The organism is Gordonia soli NBRC 108243, from assembly GCF_000334455.1.
In the GTDB taxonomy this organism is placed as follows: Bacteria; Actinomycetota; Actinomycetes; order Mycobacteriales; family Mycobacteriaceae; genus Gordonia; species Gordonia soli.
The window spans coordinates 101014-121989 of sequence record NZ_BANX01000007.1; the positions used below are offsets into that span (position 1 = coordinate 101014).

Annotated in this window: 23 protein-coding genes; 11 read left to right on the forward strand and 12 right to left on the reverse strand. The window is 69.3% G+C overall.

All coding sequences use genetic code 11. The features are described from left to right. The first annotated feature begins 18 nt into the window (after positions 1–18). The 3 genes from GS4_RS05735 to GS4_RS05745 are packed head-to-tail and all read left to right on the forward strand — an operon-like array spanning position 19 to position 3262. Positions 19–1344, forward strand: coding sequence for an FMN-binding glutamate synthase family protein (locus GS4_RS05735; protein ID WP_007618418.1), 1326 nt, complete (start codon positions 19–21; stop codon positions 1342–1344). Then, the gene (locus GS4_RS05740; protein ID WP_439644607.1) at positions 1341–2033 is read left to right on the forward strand and encodes a helix-turn-helix domain-containing protein; all 693 of its coding nucleotides are present in this window, start codon (positions 1341–1343) and stop codon (positions 2031–2033) included. The genes GS4_RS05735 and GS4_RS05740 overlap by 4 nt, the downstream gene beginning before the upstream one ends. Before the next feature lie 5 nt (positions 2034–2038). Beyond that, a complete protein-coding gene (locus tag GS4_RS05745) occupies positions 2039–3262 on the forward strand; it encodes an allantoate amidohydrolase (RefSeq protein ID WP_007618422.1) in 1224 nt (407 codons plus the stop codon). A 71-nt stretch (positions 3263–3333) separates the two neighbouring features. On the opposite strand, the gene GS4_RS05750 is transcribed toward GS4_RS05745, so the two are convergent. Continuing rightward, complete coding sequence (locus tag GS4_RS05750) at positions 3334–4131, reverse strand: PaaI family thioesterase (protein ID WP_007618424.1); 798 nt, start codon at positions 4129–4131, stop codon at positions 3334–3336. 64 nt (positions 4132–4195) lie between these two features. Between GS4_RS05750 and GS4_RS05755 the strand changes: the two genes are divergently transcribed. Continuing rightward, entirely contained in the window at positions 4196–5056 is an 861-nt protein-coding gene (locus tag GS4_RS05755; protein WP_040509686.1) for an LLM class flavin-dependent oxidoreductase, read from the forward strand. 60 nt (positions 5057–5116) lie between these two features. Here the strand turns inward: GS4_RS05755 and GS4_RS05760 are convergent, their stop codons facing one another. The 4 genes from GS4_RS05760 to GS4_RS05775 all read right to left on the reverse strand — a co-directional run bounded on the left by GS4_RS05760 (position 5117) and on the right by GS4_RS05775 (position 8100). Continuing rightward, on the reverse strand, positions 5117–5992 hold the full coding sequence (locus GS4_RS05760) for an alpha/beta hydrolase (RefSeq protein WP_007618428.1): 876 nt from the start codon (positions 5990–5992) through the stop codon (positions 5117–5119). Positions 5993–6110: 118 nt separating this feature from the next. Next, the gene (locus tag GS4_RS05765) at positions 6111–6653 is read right to left on the reverse strand and encodes a carboxymuconolactone decarboxylase family protein (protein ID WP_007618435.1); all 543 of its coding nucleotides are present in this window, start codon (positions 6651–6653) and stop codon (positions 6111–6113) included. 12 nt (positions 6654–6665) lie between these two features. Beyond that, positions 6666–7391: an MOSC domain-containing protein gene (locus GS4_RS05770; RefSeq protein WP_007618437.1), complete on the reverse strand. Its 726-nt coding sequence runs from the start codon at positions 7389–7391 to the stop codon at positions 6666–6668. A 106-nt stretch (positions 7392–7497) separates the two neighbouring features. After that, complete coding sequence (locus tag GS4_RS05775; protein ID WP_007618439.1) at positions 7498–8100, reverse strand: MarR family winged helix-turn-helix transcriptional regulator; 603 nt, start codon at positions 8098–8100, stop codon at positions 7498–7500. Positions 8101–8208: 108 nt separating this feature from the next. On the opposite strand from GS4_RS05775, the gene GS4_RS05780 reads away from it, so the two are divergent. Further along, positions 8209–9492: a lipase family protein gene (locus GS4_RS05780; RefSeq protein ID WP_007618441.1), complete on the forward strand. Its 1284-nt coding sequence runs from the start codon at positions 8209–8211 to the stop codon at positions 9490–9492. 41 nt (positions 9493–9533) lie between these two features. Here the strand turns inward: GS4_RS05780 and GS4_RS05785 are convergent, their stop codons facing one another. Next, positions 9534–9824: an ArsR/SmtB family transcription factor gene (locus GS4_RS05785; protein ID WP_007618443.1), complete on the reverse strand. Its 291-nt coding sequence runs from the start codon at positions 9822–9824 to the stop codon at positions 9534–9536. Between the two features lie 150 nt (positions 9825–9974). Here GS4_RS05785 and GS4_RS05790 point away from each other — a divergent pair, with 150 nt between their 5' ends. Genes GS4_RS05790 through GS4_RS05810 form a run of 5 tightly spaced genes read left to right on the forward strand, consistent with a single transcriptional unit; the run spans position 9975 to position 15018 of the window. Then, complete coding sequence (locus tag GS4_RS05790; RefSeq protein ID WP_007618445.1) at positions 9975–11570, forward strand: ABC transporter substrate-binding protein; 1596 nt, start codon at positions 9975–9977, stop codon at positions 11568–11570. Next, a complete protein-coding gene (locus GS4_RS05795) occupies positions 11567–12652 on the forward strand; it encodes an ABC transporter permease (RefSeq protein WP_007618447.1) in 1086 nt (361 codons plus the stop codon). The genes GS4_RS05790 and GS4_RS05795 overlap by 4 nt, the downstream gene beginning before the upstream one ends. Further along, positions 12649–13503, forward strand: a complete 855-nt coding sequence (locus GS4_RS05800; protein WP_040509647.1) for an ABC transporter permease — start codon at positions 12649–12651, stop codon at positions 13501–13503. The genes GS4_RS05795 and GS4_RS05800 overlap by 4 nt, the downstream gene beginning before the upstream one ends. Next, positions 13500–14261: an ATP-binding cassette domain-containing protein gene (locus GS4_RS05805; protein ID WP_007618451.1), complete on the forward strand. Its 762-nt coding sequence runs from the start codon at positions 13500–13502 to the stop codon at positions 14259–14261. Before GS4_RS05800 ends, GS4_RS05805 begins: the two co-directional genes overlap by 4 nt. A 1-nt stretch (position 14262) precedes the next feature. Next, positions 14263–15018: an ABC transporter ATP-binding protein gene (locus GS4_RS05810; protein WP_007618454.1), complete on the forward strand. Its 756-nt coding sequence runs from the start codon at positions 14263–14265 to the stop codon at positions 15016–15018. Here the strand turns inward: GS4_RS05810 and GS4_RS05815 are convergent. The 3 genes from GS4_RS05815 to GS4_RS05830 form a co-directional block, all read right to left on the reverse strand. Then, a complete protein-coding gene (locus tag GS4_RS05815; protein ID WP_007618456.1) occupies positions 15000–16214 on the reverse strand; it encodes a Dyp-type peroxidase in 1215 nt (404 codons plus the stop codon). The genes GS4_RS05810 and GS4_RS05815 overlap by 19 nt on opposite strands. Then, positions 16207–16731 (reverse strand): copper chaperone PCu(A)C, encoded by a 525-nt coding sequence (locus GS4_RS05820; protein WP_007618458.1) that lies wholly within the window; start codon positions 16729–16731, stop codon positions 16207–16209. Before GS4_RS05820 ends, GS4_RS05815 begins: the two co-directional genes overlap by 8 nt. A gap of 280 nt (positions 16732–17011) precedes the next feature. Continuing rightward, positions 17012–17536: a hypothetical protein gene (locus tag GS4_RS05830; RefSeq protein WP_007618461.1), complete on the reverse strand. Its 525-nt coding sequence runs from the start codon at positions 17534–17536 to the stop codon at positions 17012–17014. Between the two features lie 111 nt (positions 17537–17647). Here GS4_RS05830 and GS4_RS05835 point away from each other — a divergent pair, with 111 nt between their 5' ends. Then, positions 17648–18106, forward strand: coding sequence for a nitroreductase/quinone reductase family protein (locus tag GS4_RS05835; RefSeq protein WP_007618462.1), 459 nt, complete (start codon positions 17648–17650; stop codon positions 18104–18106). A 40-nt stretch (positions 18107–18146) separates the two neighbouring features. On the opposite strand, the gene GS4_RS05840 is transcribed toward GS4_RS05835, so the two are convergent. The 3 genes from GS4_RS05840 to GS4_RS05850 are packed head-to-tail and all read right to left on the reverse strand — an operon-like array spanning position 18147 to position 20965. Beyond that, positions 18147–19310, reverse strand: coding sequence for a tyrosine-protein phosphatase (locus GS4_RS05840; protein WP_007618464.1), 1164 nt, complete (start codon positions 19308–19310; stop codon positions 18147–18149). Between the two features lie 27 nt (positions 19311–19337). Beyond that, positions 19338–20474, reverse strand: a complete 1137-nt coding sequence (locus tag GS4_RS05845; protein ID WP_007618466.1) for a thiolase family protein — start codon at positions 20472–20474, stop codon at positions 19338–19340. Then, on the reverse strand, positions 20471–20965 hold the full coding sequence (locus GS4_RS05850; protein WP_007618468.1) for a Zn-ribbon domain-containing OB-fold protein: 495 nt from the start codon (positions 20963–20965) through the stop codon (positions 20471–20473). Before GS4_RS05850 ends, GS4_RS05845 begins: the two co-directional genes overlap by 4 nt. Between the last annotated feature and the right edge of the window lie 11 nt (positions 20966–20976).

Here is a 20976-nt window from a genome sequence, read left to right on the forward strand (position 1 = left end):
ACACTCCAGGAGACACTCATGACCACCACCGATCCCGCACTGCGCGAGTCGGCGACCTTCGGCCGCGGCGTCATCGCCGAGATCCAGCGCGCCGCCGAGACGGGAATCTACGACATCCGTGGCTGGGGCGCCAAGCGCGCCCTCCCACATTTCGACGATCTGCTCTTCCTCGGCGCATCCATGTCCCGCTATCCGCTGGAGGGGTACCGCGAGCGCTGCGACACCGATGTCGTACTCGGCGATCGCAATGCGAAGTTCCCTCTGCACCTGGACATCCCGGTGACGATCGCCGGGATGAGCTTCGGTGCACTCTCCGGTCAGGCCAAGGAGGCCCTCGGGCGGGGCGCGAGCGAGGTCGGTACATCGACCACCACCGGCGACGGCGGGATGACCGGAGAGGAGCGCGGGCAGTCGAAGAACCTCGTCTACCAATACCTTCCCTCGCGGTACGGGATGAATCCCGACGATCTCCGGAAGGCCGATGCCATCGAGATCGTGCTCGGTCAGGGCGCCAAGCCAGGCGGCGGTGGCATGCTGCTGGGCCAGAAGATCACCGAGCGGGTCGCCGGGATGCGGACACTGCCGCAGGGGGTGGACCAGCGCAGTGCCTGCCGCCACCCGGATTGGACCGGCCCGGACGACCTCGCGATCAAGATCACCGAGCTCCGCGAGATCACCAACTGGGAGAAGCCGATCTACATCAAGGTCGGCGCCACCCGCACCTACTACGACGTCAAACTCGCGGTGAAGGCCGGCGCCGACGTCGTCGTGGTCGACGGGATGCAGGGCGGTACGGCGGCCACCCAGGACGTCTTCATCGAGCACGTCGGGATCCCGACCCTGGCAGCCATCCCGCAGGCCACCCAGGCATTGCAGGAGATGGGTGTGCACCGACGGCCCGGTGGTGTCCAACTGATCGTCTCGGGCGGCATCCGGAGCGGCGCCGACGTCGCGAAGGCGATGGCGCTGGGTGCCGACGCGGTAGCCATCGGCACGGCCGCGTTGATCGCGCTGGGCGACAACAGTCCCCGGTACGCCGAGCAGTATCGAGCGCTCGGATCCGACGCCGGCTTCTACGACGACTTCCAGGCCGGCCGCGACCCCGCCGGGATCACCACGCAGGACCCCGATCTCGCCGCCAACCTCGATCCGGTCGAGGGCGGCCGACGCGTTGCCAATTACCTGCGCGTGCTCACGATGGAGGCGCAGACACTGGCCCGCGCATGCGGCAAGTCGCATCTGCGCAATCTCGAACCCGAGGACCTGGTGGCGCTGACGGTCGAGTCGTCTGCGATGGCGCGCGTCCCACTGGCCGGTACCACATGGATTCCCGGCCGGATTTGACAGTGGTCCCGACAACCCTTCCGGAGTCGGAGCGGTCTGCGTCGAGCCCGATCTCGCGTGCGGTGGTGGAAGACACCACCACACGCGAGGTCCCCGATGTCGGCTTCGGTCCGGACTCGTTGGAAGCGGTCATCGGCGCCCAGACCCGCCGGCTCCGCGTCAACGCGGGACTGTCTGTGAGCGACATGGCGATCCGGACCGGCATCTCCAAGTCGATGCTGTCCAAGATCGAGAACGCCCAGGCGTCCTGCAGTCTGGGGACCCTGTCCAAACTCGCCGCAGCACTCGACGTGCCGGTCACCTCGCTGTTCCGGGGTGAGAAGACACAGCGCGAATCCGTGTTCACCCGAGCGGGTTCCGGCGCCGACATCGTCGGGCGGGGGACGCGGGCGGGGCATCACTACGAGATGCTCGGCGCTCTGCGGGGGCAGCACCGACGTCTCGAGGCAGTGGTCGTGACACTTCTCGAGGAGTCGGAGGCCAGCCCGCGGTTCCAACACCCCGGCACCGAACTGCTGTACATGCTCGCCGGCGAGATGATCTACACCCACGACAGTTCCGAGTACACGCTTCGCCCCGGCGACTCGCTCTTGCTCGACGGCGAGGGCGTCCACGGCCCACGTGCCCTGGTGCGGTTGCCGATCCGCTTCCTCGCCGTCACCGCCTATCCCGACAACCACACGGAGTGAACTCCATGAACTCTTTCGACGCCATGTGGGCGGCGATCCTCGATGTCGGTCGCGACGGGACCACCGGCGGCTACCGGCGATTCGCCTGGAACGACGCGGACATGACCCTGCGTGAATGGTTCGACGGTGAGGCACAACGGCGCTCGATGACCGTCGAGGAGGATCGCAACGGCAACCTGTGGGCGTGGTGGATGCCGGCGGGGTGGCAGGGCGAACCGCGCGACGCCTTCGTCACCGGCTCACACCTGGACTCGGTACCCGATGGCGGAGCCTTCGACGGTCCGCTGGGTGTGGTGTCGGCATTCGCCGCCGTCGACATCCTCCGGGCCAAGGACATCGTCCCGACCCGCCCGATCGCGGTGACGGCGTTCGCCGACGAAGAAGGTGCCCGGTTCGGCGTCGCCTGTGTCGGCTCGCAACTGACCACGGGCAGCCTGACACCGGAACGTGCGCTGCGACTTCGGGACGTGAACGGGATCAGTCTCGCCGAGGCGCTCACCGCATCCGGTCGGCGACCCGACCACCTCGGCGCCGATCCCGCCCTCACCGACCGAGTCGGCGTCTACGTCGAGTTGCACGTCGAGCAGGGGCGCGGACTGGACCTCGTGGGCAAGCCGATCGCCGTGGCATCGTCGATCTGGCCGCATGGCCGCTGGCTGTTCCGGTTCACCGGCGAGGCCAATCACGCCGGCGCGACCCGACTAGTCGACCGCCGCGACCCCATGCTTGCCTTCGCGTCGTCGGTCCACACGGCACGTGGTGCGGCGCAACTCCACGACGCGGTCGCCACCTTCGGCAAAGTGCAGGTGCTCCCCAACGGCGCGAATGCGATCCCGTCCGAGATCACCGCATGGCTCGACGCCCGCGCCGCCGACGAACAGACCCTGACCGCGTTGGTCGCCGAAATCTCCGCGCAGGCCCTCAAGTATGCCGAGGGTGATGGGATAGGCCTCGACATCGACGCCGAATCCGTCACCCCCATCGTCGAGTTCCCGGCAGACACCCGCGCCCGGCTGCAGGCGGCGCTCGGCCACCTGGGCGAGATCCCCGTGCTCCCGACCGCGGCCGGCCACGACGCCGGGATCCTGTCGGCGAAGGTGCCGACGGCGATGTTGTTCGTGCGCAATCCGACCGGGGTGTCACACTCCCCTGTCGAACACGCCGAGGTCGACGACTGCCATCGCGGTGTGGAAGCTCTCGCCGATGTCATGGCCGACTGGGTCGCCTGAGCATTCTGGTCGGGTCGGTCGGGCGGCTTCTGGTCGGATTGGTCGAGCGGGGAAGCACACATCCGGCCGACTCACCGACGCTGCAGGATCACCGTGGCGATCGACGACGGTTTGCCCGACGGGTTCGCCGCCACCACCCGGACGACCGCCAGCGACCGGCCGACGTGCTGCGGCTCGGCTGTGAAGGTGGTCGGCGCGGCAGCATCGCATGGCCGGACGTAGGCGATGTCGATGCTGGTCGTGCGGTACTCGCAGCGGGCATCGATCGCCGACATCGCGGCCAGCTCGGACACCGCGATCAGCATGCCACCGTGGACGTTTCCCATCCCGTTCGCGGCCAACGGGGTCGCCGGCATCGCCAGCGCGACGGCGCCGGCCGGTGCGTCCTCCGCATCGACCAGCCCGAGTTGCGATCGGATCGGGGCATCGGCATCGACGAGTGATCCCGCCGCCACCGCCGCGGACAGGCCGGTGCTCTGGATGAGGTGCGACCGTTGCACGGCGATCGCCAACACCTCACCATCGTCGTCGGTGACAGCACCTCGGGTGGTGCCGCCGCGGGAATCGCGCCCCACCACCTCGCCCGTCACCGACAATCGGCCGGGGCACGTGGACGGGTCGGCGAGGAAGTCGACGCGGATGCCCAGGCTCACCGGCCACCGGTCGGCGGGTACGCCCGCGGCGATCGCATAACCGGTGACGTCGTCGAGCGCGACCGCGAGGGCACCGCGCGCGACGCCGGCGATCGGATCGGCCAGCCAGGGCCCGGTGTCGGCGAACACCTCACCACCTGCGGTGGTGAACTCGCCGGGGCTGATCCGCAGCAGCACCTCCGCGCCTCCGATGTGGAACGAGACGGGTGTGAACACGGTCTCTACAGTGCCCCGCGCCGCAACCCACCGCGGTGTCGGGGTCGGGTTCTACGATCGGGCCATGCGATTCGGCATCTGCATCCTGCCCGAGAAGCCGTGGCGGGAGACCGCCCCGCTCTGGACCCGCGCCGAGGAGATGGGTTTCGATCACGCGTGGACCTACGACCATCTCGTGTGGGGAGGTCTACCCGATTCGCAGTGGTTCTCCTGCGTCCCCACGCTGGCCGCCGCGGCCGGGGTGACGACTCGGATCAGGCTGGGCGCATTCGTGATCTCTCCCAACTTCCGGCACCCGGTCTCCACCTCGCGCGAGTTGCAGACCCTCACCGACATCTCCGACGGCCGACTCCTCGTCGGGCTGGGCGTCGGCGGTTCGCCCGACGACGCGATCCTGCGCCAACCGGAGCTCACCGTTCGTCAGCGGGTCGACCGATTCCAGGAGTTCGTCGACCTGCTCGACCGCACGTTGGATGCCGACCACGTCGACGCCGACGGCACCTACTACCAGGCAAGGGACATGCGACTGGTGGGTGGTTCCGTCCGGGCGCGGACCCCGTTGCTGCTCGCCGGGAACGGCCCCCGGTCGGTGCGCTTCGCCGCCCGGAACGGCGACGGCTGGGTGACCACGGGGCGTGGCGCCGACACCGTCGAGGCCTGGTTCGCCGACGTGGCAGGCAATCACGAGCTGCTGCAGGAAACCGCTGCGGCCGCCGGCCGGGACCCGCTCGACACATACCTCAGCCTCGACGCGTCACCGCAGACCGCACTCGAGAGCGTCGGGGTGTTCGACGACCTCGTCGGACGCGCGGCAGAGATCGGGTTCACCGACGTGGTCGTCCACTGGCCACGTCCGACCGATCCCTACCGCGCAGACCCCGATGTCCTCGAGTCACTGGCATCACGCGGACTCGACGCGTCCTGAGACGCCATCTCCGGAGCGGTACTTCCGGGTCGGCAGCTCAGCGATCGACGGCTCAGCGGCTCAACGCTGGGTCGCCCGTGCCGCCTTCTCGATGACGGCGGCCACCGCGCCCGGCTGCGACACGGGTGATGCGTGCGCGGCATTCACCTCGGATGTGCGGCCCGGCGCCGCACGCTTCGCCAGGAACCGCTGCAGGGCGGGCGGGATCACCCGATCCTGCCGCGAGACCAGGTACCAGCTCGGGACGGTGCGCCACGACGGCGGACCCGACGGTTCGAGATTGGCGGCCAGCGCCACCGACTTCTGGTGGGAGTACAGCTGAGCGGCCTTGGCGGGACTCAGATCCTGCGCGAAGATGTCGCGGAAATACGGCTGTGCGATGTAGCCGTCGAGGTTGCGACCGCCGGGCCCCGACGGGTCGACCACCGGCTTGACCTGGAGAGCCGGCGGCAGGAGCCGGCTGCCCGGATAGCGGATCGGATCGAGCAGACCGAGGGCGAACTCGCCTTGCGCGGGAGCGAATGCCGCGATGTAGACGTTGGCGACGACGTCGCGGTCGTGCACGTCGGTGATCACCGAACCGCCGTAGGAGTGTCCGACCAACACGATCGGCCCCCGGATGGTGCCGAGTTTCTTCTGCAGTGCGGCGGCGTCGTAGGCCGGACCGCGGAGTGGATTGTCGAAGGTCTGAACGGCGTATCCCTGCCCCGACAGGTCCGCCTTCACGTCGCGCCAGCCCGATGCGTCGGTGAACGCGCCGTGGACGAGAACGATCGTCGGCTTCGGTGCTGCCATCGCATCAGGTGCCACGGTCAGGCCGAGGACCGCGACCAGGAAGGTGATCACCGCGACGGTTCGGACGGCCAGGGGATGTCGGCGCACGCCGGTCCGGGTTCTCGTCTCCGATCGTGTCGGCGAGCCGTGCGAGCTGGACATTCGATCTCCTCTGGTCGATGGCGGCGAAACCGGAGCGGCTCGAACCCACCCTAGGCCTCGGCGCCGCGACCGGCGACCTCCGGGATCGGGCTGATCGCAACCCGATCCCGGTCGGCGGCTACTTCGAGGTGAGCCGTATGCGATCGAAGTCCACCGGAACGTCGAGTGCGACGTTGATGTAGTTGGTGAACACGTTGAGCGCGACGTGGGCGACGGTCTCGACGATCTCTTCCGACGAGAGCCCGGTGTCGCGGGCAGCGCGGATCACCTCGTCATCGACCTGACCGCGACGGTCGACGAGATCGGTGGCCAGCGTCAGGATCGCGGCGGTGCGCGGATCGTGCGAGATCCCCTTCTGCGCCTCGGCCATCTCCTCCCCCGTGGCCCCGGCCTTGGTGCCGAGCAGGGTGTGCGCGGACAGGCAGTAGTCACAGCGGTTGCGGTCGGCGACCGCGACAGCGATCTGCTCGCCGATCTTGGCGCCGAGGCTGCCATCGCCGAGCGCTCCGAAGCTACCCCACATGCTGTGCAGGGCCGCAGGCGAATTGGCCACCGCCTTGAACATGTTCGGGACGAAGCCGAAGGCGCCCTGGATCTGCGCGAGCACGTCAGCTCGATCGTCGGTGACCTCGTCGGACTGGATGAGTTCGATACGGGACATGATGGTGCCTCTCTACTTTTCTGGATGCCGACCGGCATGGCGATCGGCGGTCTGGGGCGCGCCGTGCAGACGCAGGTTCTGGTCGTCGAGTTCTCCGTCGAACCGCCTGCGCAGCAACGTGACCCACGCTTCAGGTAAGAGTTCACGATGATGTAGGAGGCGGCCGGACCCGAGGAGGTCGTGGCGGTCGATGTTGAGCACGCGATGGACCTCGGCGGCGGTGATCCCATGGGACGGCCGACGCGCCGTCTCGAAGCGATCGCCCGCACGGATCTCACCCGCTCGGAGCACTCGGAGGTACACACCGGTGCGCCCGGTCCTCTCGGTCACGACCGCCATGTCGTCGACCGCATGTGCGGCAGCGAGTTTGAAGCAGGGACGCCTGGGCTGCGACACCTGCAGGATCGCGGTCCCGACCTCGTACACGGTGCCGAGTACGGCGGTGGACTCGAGCAGGCCCTCGGTGGTGAGGTTCTCTCCGAATGCGGGGACCTCAAGGTCTCTGCCGATCTCATCCGACCATCGGGCGTAGTGCTCGACGGGGTACGCCAGGGCAGCCTTGTCCGGACCACCGTGATGTCTGCGATCGGCCTGCTGATCACCGACCGCGCCGTCCGGTGTGAACATCACCGGTCCCGACTGCGGCGTCTTGCGAATGGCCGATGCGACCGCGCGGCCCCGCCACGGCAGGTCGACGACCCTCCCCACCGACACGGTGAGCACTCGTGGCTCGGCCATCTGCGACTCCGATCTCTCGTCGACGATGAGTATGGCACGAATTAGGTAGGACTCCTACCTATTGCTACGAGAACGTTCTCCACCAGCACGAACACGAGGCGCACCGTCAGGCTGCGGGGTGGTGCTCCGGGCAGTCCGACTGCAGATCGGCCGGGGGCAACGCCACCTCGAGCAGCGAGCAGTGGTGCGGCGCCGCGGCGTCGTCGTGCGCGTCCCGCTCGAAGAACCGGCAACTCGGGCAGACCCGCGCCACCGAGATCACGCCGCGTCGTTGCAGGTCCGCGATCGTCCCGAGCAGACTCTGCAGAACCACGGCGCGATCATCGACCGGGATGCGGTCGAGCGCCTCCGTCACCGGCGCATCCCAGACCTGCAGACGGTCGGCCACCGCAAGTCCTTCGGCGGTGAGGGACAGCACCCGACGTCGACCGTCCGAGCTCGCCGATCGGTCGATGATGCCCTTGCGTTCGAGTGCCGCAACAGCATCCGACATGGTCGGCCGTGTGACGTCGAACTCGGCGGCGAGGACGGTCACCTCGTTGCGAACCGGGGGTTGGCGCACGAGTGCGAGGACGACCTGCTGCTGCAGGGGCGTGAGTCCGCAGTCCCGAGCACTACGCTGCGCCAACGCTCGGACACCGTTGCCCAGCCGCTCGACCGCATCGGCCAATCGCCTGTTCAGGTCCGGCGCACCCGCCGCATCGACCATCGCCGTCGGACCACCTCACCGGACATCGCGTCCCCTGCCGGGCTGCGTAGGACTCCTCATCATCGATGATACGACCCGCAGCACGCGACAGCGATGCTGTAATGAGCCATGACCCTCGACGGTCGCGCACGCGGCCTGCGGATTCTCGCCCTCGTCGTCCTCGTCATCGGCTCGCTGACGTTCGCCCTCGGGCCGACCGCCACCGCAGCCCCCGGCCCGGGGTCACCGCTTCCCTCGGCCGACCCGTTCTACTCCTACAGCGGTTCGCTGTCGGGTGTGGCCCGAGGCGCGGTGCTGCGTAGTCGGCCGATGACCTTCCAGACTCCGACGCTGCGCACCCCGATCACCGGCTCGCAGGTCCTGTACCGCACCACCGATCAGTCGGGAGCCGGGCGCGCGACGGTCGCGACCGTGTTGCGCCCGCTGGTGCCGGGACCCACCAAACTCATCTCGTACCACATGGCCTACGACGCGCTGGGCTCGCAATGCGATCCGTCGTACACCCTGAGCGGCGGCTACACGAACGCGACCGCGACCGCCGAGCAGGCGATCATCGCCGGCTATCTCGCGGCCGGATACACCGTCGTGGTGCCCGACTACGAGGGCGAGCGGCTCGAATGGACCATCGGTCGACAGTCGGCCTACGCGGCGCTCGACGGGGTCCGAGCGGCGCAGAACTTCCTACGCCTGCCGCGGTCCACGCCCGTCGGATTGCTCGGCTACTCCGGCGGTTCCATCCCCACCGAGTGGGGCGCCGAGCTCGCACCGAAGTACGCGCCCGAACTGAACATCGTCGGTGTGGCCGCCGGTGGGCTCCCGGTCGACCTCGCCCACAATCTGCCGTACATCAACGGCAGCCCGGACTGGGCAGGCGTCATCCCCGCGCTGATCGTCGCCTATCAGCGCGCATACCGCCTCTCCACCGACACGTTCGTGTCGGCGCGCGGTACGCAGGCGATGAATCAGGTGAGCGCGCTGTGCATCTCGCAGTTCGCATCGAAGTTCCCCGGCCTCACCAGCGCACAGATGGTGAAGGCCCCGTACACCGGGCTACTCGACGTCCCGCAGGTCGTACGCGCGATCAACGACAACATCATGGGCAGTCAGGGCACACCCCGCGCGCCGCTCTTCCTCGCGGTGGGGCACTACAACGCCATCGGCGACACCCTGATGATCACCGGCGACGTGATCGGCCTCGCCCACCAGTACTGCGGTCGCGGAGTGGATGTCACCTATGCGCAGTACGACGGCCTCAAGCACCAGCAGGCCTTCGCCGCGTTCGAGCCGCAGGCCTTCCAATACCTGACCGAGCGGTTCGCCGGACTACCCACCCGGAGCAACTGCGCGACCATCCCGCGCGGCAACAGCCTGGCACCGACACCGATCCCGTGACCACCGGGCGCAGCCGACGTCAGCCCTCAGTGCGTGAGCGCTCAGTGACTGTGCGTCGCACCCAGGATGTCGTGGAGTATCCGGTGCACGATCGCGTCGGCGACCACGCGATAGTGCACCGTCCGGCCGGTACGTTGCGTCTCGACCCACCCCTGGTCCCGTAGCGCGCGAAGGGATTGCGACGCCGCGTTCTCGGTGATCCCGACGCGCTGCGCGAGCTCGGCGACGGGCAGGTCGGGATCGGCGTGCATCTCGACCAGCAGCCGCAGCCGGGTCGGGTCGCTGAGCAGGGCGAAGCGAGTGGCCCACTCGCCGACCTCCGAGTCGCGCATCCACTCGCCTCTCGTCGCGGGTCGAACACCGGACGGCGATCGACGGTGTCCATCGTGCGGCACCGGCGATGATGCGGCAATATGTGTCCCCAACAACATGTGTCTTGTCGGACATCTGTGCCGAGGACACCAGAGAGATCCGGAGCAAGCGTGCGCAGATCCGTCCCGGCGTCGCTGGTCGTCACTGCCCCGCTTGTCGTCACCGCTGCTCTGGTCGCTGCGGCCTGCTCGACGCAGTCGTCGAGCTCTGCCGACCAGATCGTGCTCGCCGAGGGGCAGGAGCTCGGCGGCTACAACCCGATCGCGGGCTACGGCGAGCTCGGCGTCTCGCCGATCTATGAGGGTCTGTACCGACCGCAGGCAAGCGACGATCGTCGGGTCCCGGATCTCGTTGCCGCGCTGGCCCAATCAGCCCCCAGCCGGATCGGGGCCCGTCAGTGGCGGATCGTGCTGCGCCCCGACGTGCGATTCTCGGACGGCAGCGCCTTCGATTCGGCCGATGTCGTCGCCACCTACCGCGCGGTCCGGGATCCGGCGGTGGCATCGGAGATCTCCACCCACTTCGCGCCGATCGTCGATGTCGCACCGGACGGACCGCGTGCGGTCACCGTGCGACTGTCGACAGACGCCGATCCCACGCCGTACCTGCTGCTCGGCATCGTCCCGTCGGAGAGAGTGGAGGCACGCCCGGCCTCGGACTGGTCGCTGAACACCGCTCCGGTCGGTACCGGGCCCTACCGACTCGAGTCACTCGAACCCGACCAAGCGGTGCTGGTCGCCCGCGACGACCGGCGCGGCGGATCGCCGGGGTTGAAGCGGATCGTGTACTCCTACGTGCCCGACGACAACACGCGCGCGCAGCGGGTGGCGGCCGGCGAGATCGACGGCGCGAACCTCCCTCCCCGGCTCGCCGACTCCCTCGGAAGGCAACCGGACGTGTCGGTGGTCGCCGCGAGGTCTGCCGATTGGCGAAATGTCTCGCTCCCTGCGGGTAACGCGTTCACCGCCGACCCGCAGGCGCGTCTGGCGATGAACCAGGGAGTCGACCGGAACGCCATCGTCGCCGACGTGCTGGCCGGCAAGGGCGCTCCTGCGAGCACCCCCGTCGCCGACGTGTACGGCGCCGCCTTCGAACCCGCAGCCCAGTACCGACTCGACCGCGCCTCGGCCGCAACCACTCTCGATCGCGCCGGATGGCTGCCCGGCCCCGACGGTGTCCGGACCAGGTCGGGCGTCCGCGCTGAGTTCACCCTCCTCTACAACGCCCAGGACACGTTGCGACGGGACCTCGCGGTGGCGTTCGCTGCGGCGATGAAACCTCTCGGTGTGGCCGTGACACCTCGCGGCACCAGCTGGGACGACATCGACTCCCGGCTGGGTACGGACGCGGTGATCCTCGGCGGCGGCGAGACGCCGTACAGCATCGACTCCCAGGTGTACGACACCTTGCACACGCGGGTGCCCGACTCATCGCCGTACGCGAACCCGGGCGACTTCACCGCTCCTGGTCTCGACCGCCTCCTCGACGATGCCCGAGCGGGTGCCCCGGGACCCGCCGACGACGAGCGGTACCGACAGATCCAACGGATCTATGCCGCCCAGCCGTCGTCGGTGTTCCTCGCCTTCCTCCACCACACCTACGCAACGCGGGACTCCGGATGGCGGCACGCCGCACCGATTCTCGAGCCGCACTCGCACGGCGTCGCCTGGGGGCCCTGGTGGGATCTCGAATCCTGGCGACGATGACCCGTACGTCGACCCCCGCGACGCCGACGTCGCGACGAACTCCGACCGATGACGCGGCCGAGCCGGACGCGATCGGGGTCGACACGACGTCCGCGTCCCTGCGACGTCGCGGTCGGATCGTCGGCAGGCTTCTCGGGCGACGCGCTCTGGTCGCCATCCCCACCCTCGTCCTCATCTCCGTCGGCATCTTCGCGGTCGCTGCGCTGTCCCCTTTCGATCCGCTCGTCGCACACCTCGGGGACGCCTACCAATCGGCAACCGAGTCGCAGCGGGCCGCGGTACGCACCGCGCAGGGGCTCGACGTGAGCTGGTGGGAGGCCTGGTGGCGATGGTGGACGGCTCTCGCGCACGGCGATCTGGGCTGGTCGTCGACACAGTCGCGGGCGGTGACCGACGTGATCGCGCAACGACTCCCGTTCACCCTGGGGCTCTCGTTCGCAGCACTCGGCACCGCCGCGGTGGTCTCCATCGGCCTCGGAGCGGTCATCGGGATGCGTCCCGGCGGCCTCCTCGCCCGATCCTGCTCGGCCCTCGCGGTCCTCGCCGCATCGACGCCGCCCTTCGTGCTGTCCCTGGTGATGGTGAGTGTGTTCTCGGTGTCGCTCGGGTGGTTGCCGACGTCGGGAGCGCGACTCCCCGGTGACGACTACACCGTCGGCGGAATCCTGGTCCACGGTGTGTTGCCGTTCGTCGCGCTCACGGTCTCCCAGGTGCCGTGGTTGCTGCTGTCGATGCGCGACGCGGTAATCGACACTGCGGCATCGGATGCTGTCCGCGCCGCCCGATCGCGCGGGATCGACGGCCGACGGTTGGTGATCGGGCATGTCGCGCCGATGTCCGTGTTCCCCACCCTCGCCCTCCTCGGCACCCGGCTACCGGAGTTGATCGCGGGCGCGGCCATCGTGGAGACCGTGTTCGGGTGGCCAGGCCTCGCCGAGGCGCTGGTCGATTCGGCAGCTGCACTGGACTTCTCGCTGCTGGCCGCACTGACCATGGGATCTGCGGTCCTGGTGCTCATCGGATCGGCGCTGTCGGATGCGGCCGCGGTGGCCATCGACCCACGCGTCGGGATGACCGCATGACGGCGACCACGCTCTCCGCGGCCGCTCGGTGGTCGACCGTTGCGCATCTGCGCGATCGGTGGCCATGGTTGGTGCTCGCGGTGGTGGCCGTGCTCGCCGTCGCAGTCCCGCTCGTAATCGGTGGTGCGGGCCCCGACTTCGCGGACGCGCTCCGGGCACCCGGCTCCGCCCACCTCCTCGGTACCGATCACTCGGGGTACGACCTCGGCGTCCGGACCGCCCAGGGTCTTCAGATCTCGCTGCTGATCGCCGCGACCTGCGCGGTCGTCGCGACGGTCCTCGGCCTCGCGGTCGGCATCGTCTCGGTGTCCGCCGGCGGCTGGGTCGATGCCCTGATCATGCGGATCGTGGACGGCTTCAACGCACTGCCGCACCTGGTCCTCGGCGTCGTGATCGCTGCGATGTGGCGAGGCGATCCGGTGGCGATCATCGCATCCATCTCGCTCACCCACTGGCCGTCGGTCGCCCGGGTGGTCCGCGCCGAACTGCTGGCGGTCACCGGTGCGGGCTGGATCGAGGCCGCTCGCCTGGCCGGGGCCACCCGAGGTTTCGTCGCAACCCGCCATCTGCTGCCCGCCGTTCTGGGACAGGCCCTCATCGCGATGGCGATGCTGCTGCCGCATGCGATCTGGCACGAGACGACGCTGTCGTTCCTGGGTGTCGGCCTCTCACCCGACGAGGCGAGCCTGGGCACGCTGCTCGGCCAGGCTCGCGGCGACGTCCTCTCCGGGGCCTGGTGGACGCTGGTGGTGCCCGGACTCGCCTTGATCGTCACGGCGCTGGCGTGTGCCGCGGCGGGTGCGTCCGTACGACGCTCGAGCCGCCCACCCGTCGGCGAGGTGTGGCGATGACCATCGCGGCGCAACTGCGCTCGTTCTCGGTCGACATCGCGGTCCGCGGCTCCCGACAGTCGACTAGGGTCCGCGTACTGGACGGCGTCGATCTCACGGTCGAGCGCGAACGGGTCACCGCCCTCGTCGGTGAATCGGGATGCGGGAAGTCGATGGTCGCCGCCGCCCTGACCGGACTGCTGCCGCCCGGATCGACGGTGTCCGGCGCGTCGATCGTCGACGGCATCGACCTCGCACCCGACGACCCTCGGTGGCGAGGACTGCGTGGCCATCGGGTCGGGTTGGTCCCCCAGTCCGCGGCGACGTCGTTCACGCCGGTACGCACGGTCGGCGACCAGTTGGACGAGGTCGTCACCGCGCTGTCCGGCGAGAGCACGCCCGCTCGCCTCTGCGCCGACGTCGGTCTGCCGCCGGGTGTGCTGTCGAAGTACCCGCACGAGATCTCCGGCGGGATGGCTCAGCGGGCCGCCGTCGCGGCGGCGATCGCGGGTCGGCCAGAGGTACTGATCGCAGACGAACCGACCGCGTCCCTGGACCCTGTTCTCGCCCAGAGGATCTGGCATCTGCTCGCCGATCAGGCCGAAGCGGGGGCCGCCGTCCTGGTCGTCACGCACGACCTCGAGACGATGCGGCGCGTCGGCCGCTGCGACTCGGTGGCACTCATGCGGTCCGGCCGGATCCTCCGGCAGGAGTCTCTCGAGGCCATGGCCGCATCGGACGACGACTACGTACGCGCATTCACCGAGCCGGTGATCTGAGGTGTCGGTCGCGAACGGACCCGACCGCCTGGTACGGAGTGGCATCGTCGGCGTCGGGCTGACGGTCCGCCTCGGGGAGACGACAGTTCTCTCGGGCGTCGACGTCACCGTGGAACCGGGATCGGTGACGGGCGTGGTCGGCGCATCGGGGACCGGGAAGACGACCCTGATCCGCGCGGTCGCCGGCCTCGTACCGATCATGTCCGGGTCGATCCGCTACGACGGCCGCGCTCGTCCGCCGACCGGCTCGCTGGCCGTACTCGCTCAGCATGCCCGGTTGGTGTGCAATCCCCGGTGGACGTTACGCCGCATCATCGCCGAACCGGCGTCGGTGCGCCGTACCGACGGACGCCGGGGTCCCGGACGACCGCTCGCCATCGAGTCGATCGCCTCTCGGGTCGGTCTCGCCGAGGAACTTCTCGACCGACGGCCCGCGCAGGTCAGCGATGGTCAGCTCCAACGCGCCTGTCTCGCGCGCACACTCGTGCAACGACCGGACCACCTGCTGTGTGACGAGCCCACCGCCATGCTCGACCCCATCGCGGCGCGCGACGTGATCGGCCTCCTCGACGAGATGGTCGACGAGGGGGTCGGCGTACTCCTCGTCACCCATCAGCGTCGGTTGCTCGAGCCGCGAGCCCGGTCGATCGTCGACCTCGATCGAACCGAACTCGACTCCACCGAACTCGAAAGCGCCGACCAGGTCGCGGCCGAGCATGGTTGCCGCCTTCCGACCGATCAGGTCAGCAGCGACTGACCGAGATACTCACCTCCCTTCACACCCGGCAGGATCGCGAACACCGCGGAACCGATCGGGGTGGTCCACTCGTTCAGTGCGTCCGCCTCCGCCAGGCGACGTTGCACCGGCAGGAACTGCGCGTCGATGTCCTGCTGGAACGCGGTGAACACGAGTCCCACATCGCTGGTCAGGCCGCGCGGCGGAGGGTCGTCGTAGTTGAACGCCCGACGGAGGAACCGTTCTCGGGGCGTCTGATGATGCGCCCGGGCGATGTGGGCATTGGCGGGGATCACGGGGATACCCATCCGGGTGGCGTCGAGATCCGGTTCGTCGTGCTCGTGGACACCGGTCAGCGGCGCCCCGGTGTCCTGTCGCCGCCCGATGGTCAGCTCGCGTCCCCGCGGATCCAGCTCGTCCCACGTGTCGAGTTCGATCCTGATGCGCCGCAACACCATCGTCGTCCCGCCGGCGAACCACGGTTGGTCACGGCCCTGATCCCACACCAGACCGTCGAGGTCGGGGCCCGGCGTGGGATTGACCGTTCCGTCGACCTGTCCCATCATGTTCCGCATCGTCTGACCGTCCGGACGGACGCCGCGGGCGGTGCGGAACCCGCGCTGCTGCCAGCGGACCGACGTCATCGACCGCACGTTCTTGAGCAGCACGCGCGTGGCATGTGCGGCCGCGCTCGGATCGTCGCCGCCGATCTGCAGTAGCAGATCGCCACCGTTCCAGCTTGATTCGAGACGGTCCACCGCAAAGGGCGGCAACTGCCGCACCGAGGCAGGCCGTCGGTCGCCGAGTCCGACCCGGTCGAACACCTCCGGGCCGAGACCGACCGTGACGGTCAGCCGAGCAGGCGCCGTGGCCAGTTCTGGCTCGGTGTCGGCCAGCGCCGGACGGCCCGACGTCAGGCGCTCGGCGTCGGTGGTCCACAACCGCAGGATCGATCTCAGGTCGCCGACGGTCGCCGATGGTGCCAGATCGACTGCGACGAAGACCACGTGTGCCGGCGGGACCGTAGTGATCCCGGCCTGGTGTGCACCGCGAAACGGTATTGTCTCGGAACCGAATCCGCCGATCGAGGCCGCGTCCGATCGCGAGGCCGAGGTGGCGACCGCCCCGACTCCGGCGGCCCCGAGCGCGGCGGCGCCTCCGGTCAGGAGACGCCGCCTGCTCAGACCGCGGCGATCGGGTGTGCGAGCGTCAGGCACCGGAACCGTGTCCGGGCTGGTAGTTCTCCTCCGCGCCGGGGAAGTCGCGCACCTGGGCGTCGAAGTCCATCGTCGAGCCGTCCGAGGCGGTCAGCTCGAACCCGATCTCTTGTCCGGGGGTCACGGCCGCCGGGAGATCGAGCAGCATGAGATGGTCGCCGCCGGGCGACAGGGTGGCGGTTCCCTTGGCCGGGACCACGAAGCCGCCGCTCTTGGGCCGCATGACCATCGCGCCGGTGTCGGTCGGTACCACCTCGTGCAACTCCATCCGACCGGCAGCCGGCGAGGACGCCGACACGATCCGGATATCGGTGTCGCCGGAGTTGGTGAGCACGCCGAATGCGGCCGTCATACCGTCGGGTGCTCCCTTCACCCATTGATCGCTGATGGACAGCGCGCTCGCCGCACGGGGGTCGGGTCTGTCGTCGCCGCATCCCGCGACCAGTCCCATTGTCACGAGCGCGGCCGCGCCGGCCACCGTCAGTCGTGCGAAACGTGTGGAGATCCTTCGGTTCATCGATGTTCCTTGTCGTCTGAGATGTCCCATCGCGAACGGTCGCGACCGCCGTACAAATCAGGCGTGTACCGGAACGGCCCCGACGGGTCAGCACTCGGACCGGTCAGCTGGGCGACCGGGTTCGAGGTGTCGCCGAAGCCTGCGGTGGACTCGCTGGATGTCGGCGACCGCAGCGCGATGGGATGCGCGGACCCGCAATCGTGGCAGCGCCGTCCGCGGCATGAATGGTTCGTCCGGCCGTATCGACGGCGGACGTGAGGTGACGGGTTGGCTCGCGCGATCAGGCGAGCGACGCGGCGCGGGGTGGCCCGCGCGTGCCGCCGCCCGACGAGAGGACTCCACGCCGCCGGGAGGGGGTCGACCGCGTATCGAAGCGCACGCGGGAAATCGGTCGAGCGCCGGCGGACACCAGCCGCAGCAGGCGCCGGATGGATGCGACGGCGACCCGCACGAGATGTTCGGCGGTCCGTGCCGCGAGGCCGACGACGACCGCGACGAGCAGGTGACCGCCGAGCATGGTCGGCGTCGGGACGAACTCGTGCAGGTGCCCCGCGGTCGTCGACATCATCAGGTGGGCGGCGAACTGCCCGGCCACGAGATAGGCGACGAGGGTGGTCAGACGCGCAGAGGGGCGGGCCGAGGTCAGCAGGCCGATCGCCGCGCTCGCGCCGACCAGCACCACCAGGGGGCCCGTCGACGGCAGGTGGCCGCCGCCCATTCCGTGGGCCGGAAGCGCCGCGGCACCGGATGCAGCACCGACCGCGACGCCGCGAACCCGCGCGGCGAACAGGGCGGCACTCGACATGTGGGGAACACTACCGTGCGTCGTAGTCGCTCGACGTGCGGGAATAATCTCCGTACACTATACGTAGTAATGAGGCTCGCATTGCCGACTCGATTCCCCTCGGAGGTCCACATGCCCGCGTCCCCTCGCACCGCCACGCCACCCCGCTGGCTCAAGCCGCTGAACAAGGTCCTCATGGCCGTCAACCGCCTCGGCGGCATGAAGGACCTGAACATCCTTGTCGTCGACGGCCGCAAGAGCGGCAAACCCCGCCGCACACCGCTGACGGTCGTGGAGTTCGAGGGCGACCGCTACCTCCTCGAGGGCTTCCCCGGCGCCGACTGGGCCCGCAACGTGCGTGCCGCACACGGCCTGGTGTCGATGGCCTCGGGCAAGCGCGTGCGCGACGTGCTCCTCGTGGAACTCTCCGCGGCCGATTCGGTCCCCGTGCTCCGCGCATGGCCAGAACTGGCGGGCTCCGACGGCCCCGAATTGATGCGGGACAACGGTGTCGTCGCCGACGTCACCCCCGACGCCTTCACCGAACTGGCGGGCGTCTGCTCGGTATTCCGTATCGACGCACGCGTCTGAACGTGCCGGGGCGCACGAAGTCGCGGCAGGTGACGCGAGCTCAGTCGAGTCTCTCCACGAGCGTGGCGATCCCCGCGTCGTAGAGGTCGGCGACCGCACCCGCCGTCGCCGCGTCCGCGTGCATCGCGGCGTCCCACACGATCAGTGTCCGGCCACCACCGCGGACCGGCGGTCCGACGCTGATGGTCGAGACGTAGGCGTCGAGCGGGATCGGGCCGTCGAGGTAGGTGTACTCATAGGCGCGCGCGTCGTCGTCGTGGGACTGGATCCGCTCGTGTGCGACCGACCCGTCGGCGAAGGTCACCGAGCGCACGTCCCCATCGACGGCACAGTCCGACAGTCCGGGTATCCAGCGGTGCACACCACCGACGTCGCCGACGATCGCCCAGGCACTGTCCGGATCGGCGTCGACGAGCGTGTGGCGGATGACCTGGTGCGCCGGTGGCTGATCGTCGGTCTCCAGCAACCGATCGGCGAGGAGGCGAACCTCGTCGTCGCCGACGCCGATCGACGACAGGTAGGCCCGGGTACCACCGTGCAGTTCGTCGACCCAGGCCAGGAATCGATGCATGGTCGCAGCCAGCGCCGTGTATGCCTGTGGCGGATACACGTCCACCGCATCGCCGTAGCTGGCCATCGTGCGCAGGCGGTCCATCATCGCTCCGACATCGGCGACCTTGGCGACGTAGTCTCGGCTGATCTCGCTGCGCAGCACGCCGATCGCATCCAGCAGGATCGCCACCGCGACCCCCGTCCGATCCTTGCCGACCGTGCAGTGGACCATCAGCGGCAGCGCATCGTCGCGCAACAGTTCGGCCACCAGCCCGCGTATCGCGTCGTGCGCGGCGAGGTAACCGAGATAGGTGCCGACCAACGGATCGGCATCGAGCATCGGCGCCACCGCGGACGTCGCCGACACCCGCGTCCCGACTGCGAACGGTACGTTGGTGATCCGTACCCCGCTGGCGCTGAAGCCGCCACTCCCCTCGGCGGCGACCTCGTGCGGTAGCCGTAGGTCGACGATCGACCGGAGTCCGGCCACCTCGACGAAGCGCTTGGCCTCCGCAGCGGGGACGAATTGAGGTGTGGCGCTGCGCATCAGCACCCGTGATCGCACTCGGCGACCGTCGTCGGTCCGCAGTCCCTCGACGTATCGGAAGCCGAGCAGCCCGGCAACATCGCGATCGGTGTCCGCCGTCGTCATATCTCCTCCATCCGTCGGCGCGTCCGGTCAGACCGAGAGAACCGTGACCACACAGGCATTCCCGTCCATCCCGGCGGCGCCGCCACCCATCGTCTCGACCATGCCGACGTCGTGCCGCCCCACTTGACGCGGACCCGCGTCACCCCGTAGCTGCCATACGATCTCCGCGAGTTGCGCGGTCCCGGTGGCACCCAACGGATGCCCGCGCGACAGCAGTCCGCCACTGGCGTTCACCGGCTGCGGACCGCTACGGGCCGTGTGACCCGACGTCGCGAGTTCGCCCCCCGCGCCACGCTCGGCGACGCCGAGCGCCTCCAGCGTGGTGATCTCCCCGATGGTGAAAGCATCGTGGACCTCCAGGACATCGATCTCGGTCACCGACCGATGCGCCTCGGAGAGTGCCGCTTCGGCCGCACGACGCACACACGAGAAGCCCCACACCTCGTCGTTGCGCTGATCCCATGGCCGGCCCGACACCATCGCCGACGACTCCACCAGCACGTCTCGTGTCGATCGGCGACCGGCTCCGACGACGAGCGCGCCGGACCCATCGGTGGTCGGGCAGCACTGCAACATCGTCAGCGGGTCGGCGATGGGCCGCGAGGCCAACACCTTCTCGATGGTCGGCGGCTCCCGGCGGAGATGGGCGCGCGGGTTGTCCATGCCGTTGGTCTTGTTCTTCACCGCGACGGCGGCGAGCTGTTCCGGAGTCAGTCCGAACTCGTCGACGTATCGCGCCGCGGTGAGCGCGTACAACCCCGGCAGAGGCAACCCCGACGCTCCCTCCGGATCGGTCGCCTCCGGGACGATGGCGCCGGTGAACAGGGTCGACATCTGCTCGACGCCGATCACCAGGACGCATCCGAACCTACCCTGCCGGACTGCGGCCACCGCCTCGTGATACGCGGACGTGCCACTGGCGCAGGCGTTCTCGATGGTCCACATCGGGACGGCGCCGATACCCAGACCACGCTGGATGCGGGTCGCGACGCCGGGTGGCCCGAAGACCGAGCCGACGATGATGGCATCGATGTCCGTGGGATGGATGTCGGCGTCGCGGACCGCCTCCGCGACGGCCTCCCAGGCCAGCGACTCGACCCGGCGGTCGGTCAACACGCCGAAAGCGGATGTGCCGACTCCCCACACGGCGGCGTCGATGCTCATCGCGGATCTCCGTTCTGACCGTCACCGACACCGTGCTGGGCGAGATCGCCGTCGTCGGTGATACCGAAACCCACCCGGTCGCCGCCCCTCGGCAGCGGGTCGTGGGCCACGTGCACCAGGACGCGTGGACCGTCGTCGACGTCGATGTATGCCAGGCCGAACGGCGCGGCCCACCGCCCAACCGGCAGGTGCACCGTCGTCGCGGCCCATACGACGCCCTCGGGGTCGAAGCCGCATTCCTCGACCGGCCCGAAACACACCGGGCACCACGGCACATCGGGTTGCGCCGACGGGTGTGCACACCGGCTGCAGCGAGCACCACGCAAGAGGCCGTCGACCACCTGCGGTCGGGACTCGGCCACGGCCAGCCCACCGGCCACCTCGCCTGCCCTGCGTTTGTTCGGACGGTCCGTGAGCTCCGAGGGGCCGGAACCCGTGGCGCCGGTCCGCGGGGCCGATGTGACCGAGCCGGTGGATGTCACCGCCGCCATCAGTGGTCCCC